The following is a 1,119-nucleotide window of genomic DNA, read 5'->3' on the forward strand; positions in this document are numbered from 1 at the left end:
CAGCACCAGACTGTGGTGGATTTTGGTTTAGGGCCGATTGATCAGCATAGCAACTGGATACATGCCCGTTACGGCAAACAGATGCGATCAATGATGAAAGGTCAGCAAGCCTTGTTTGAATATCGACAGTTTCTATTTCGCCGACTGGGCCAATATCGCACATTTTGGTTGCCAACATTTGAGCGTAATTTCTATCTCAAAAGTACAGGTGCGATTTCAACTGTGATTGACGTTGAGTTGAACCAGTACCAGGAATATGCCTCGAATCGAAAGCATATCGCTATTCAAGACAAGTCAGGCAATTGGACTGCACATAGCATTTCAAATGCAGTGCAAACCAGTAACACACTGAGACTCACCATTACACCAGCACTCAATAAAGCTGCTGTGGATATTCGAATGATCAGCTATTTGGGCCTTCATCGGCTCAATAACGATTCAGTGGATATTCAATATAAAGGTGCTGGCATCACTGAGTCTTCAGTTGCCATTTTGGAAATTGAACCATGATGAAATTTTTTACTCGGTTGCTTGGTAATGGGCAATCAACCATTGCCAAGCGAGAGCTCTATCTCTTCCAAACAGGAAATGTACAACGAGCGTATACCAATGGTGATGCCTTTATTGAGCATGCAGGTGTGGTGTATGAACCGCATGTGATTAAACGTGGTTCGCATAAGTCTGGACGAGACTTAGAGAAGCAAACCATGGAGATAGAATTTTCATTGCTTTCGGTATTCGCCCAGAACCTTTCCCGTTCTGAACTTGAAGAAATTACCACGGTTCAAATGTTCAGTTATGAAGGGGTTGAGTTTAGACAGTTTTGGTCAGGTCGATTGACCAAAGTCAAACCGCATGATGAAGGCATCAAACTTCAATTTGAGACGGAATACACCAAGGTGGGGCGTAATGCGGTGACTCGAAAGATTCAAGCCACATGCCCATATCGATTGTTTGATCAAGATTGTCGTTTGGCCAAGGCAAATTATGTGGTGAAGACCACTATTAAAAGCGTGGATAAACTGAACATGGAGCTACGCGGCCTGGAAGCCTATGCAGATAATTATTTTCTGATTGGCATGATTGAAGATCCAAGCGGGGTGTTGATTACCATTGATA

Annotated in this window: 2 pseudogenes; both read left to right on the forward strand. The window is 43.3% G+C overall.

What is annotated here, in order from left to right:
- Positions 1–510 (forward strand): annotated as a pseudogene (locus DPG01_RS18395) (hypothetical protein); the annotation flags it as partial.
- Positions 507–1,119: pseudogene (locus tag DPG01_RS18400) on the forward strand (DUF2163 domain-containing protein); the annotation flags it as partial. The pseudogenes DPG01_RS18395 and DPG01_RS18400, both read left to right, overlap by 4 nt.

The sequence above is a fragment of the Acinetobacter sp. WCHAc060042 genome (assembly GCF_003231195.1).
Lineage (GTDB): Bacteria > Pseudomonadota > Gammaproteobacteria > Pseudomonadales > Moraxellaceae > Acinetobacter.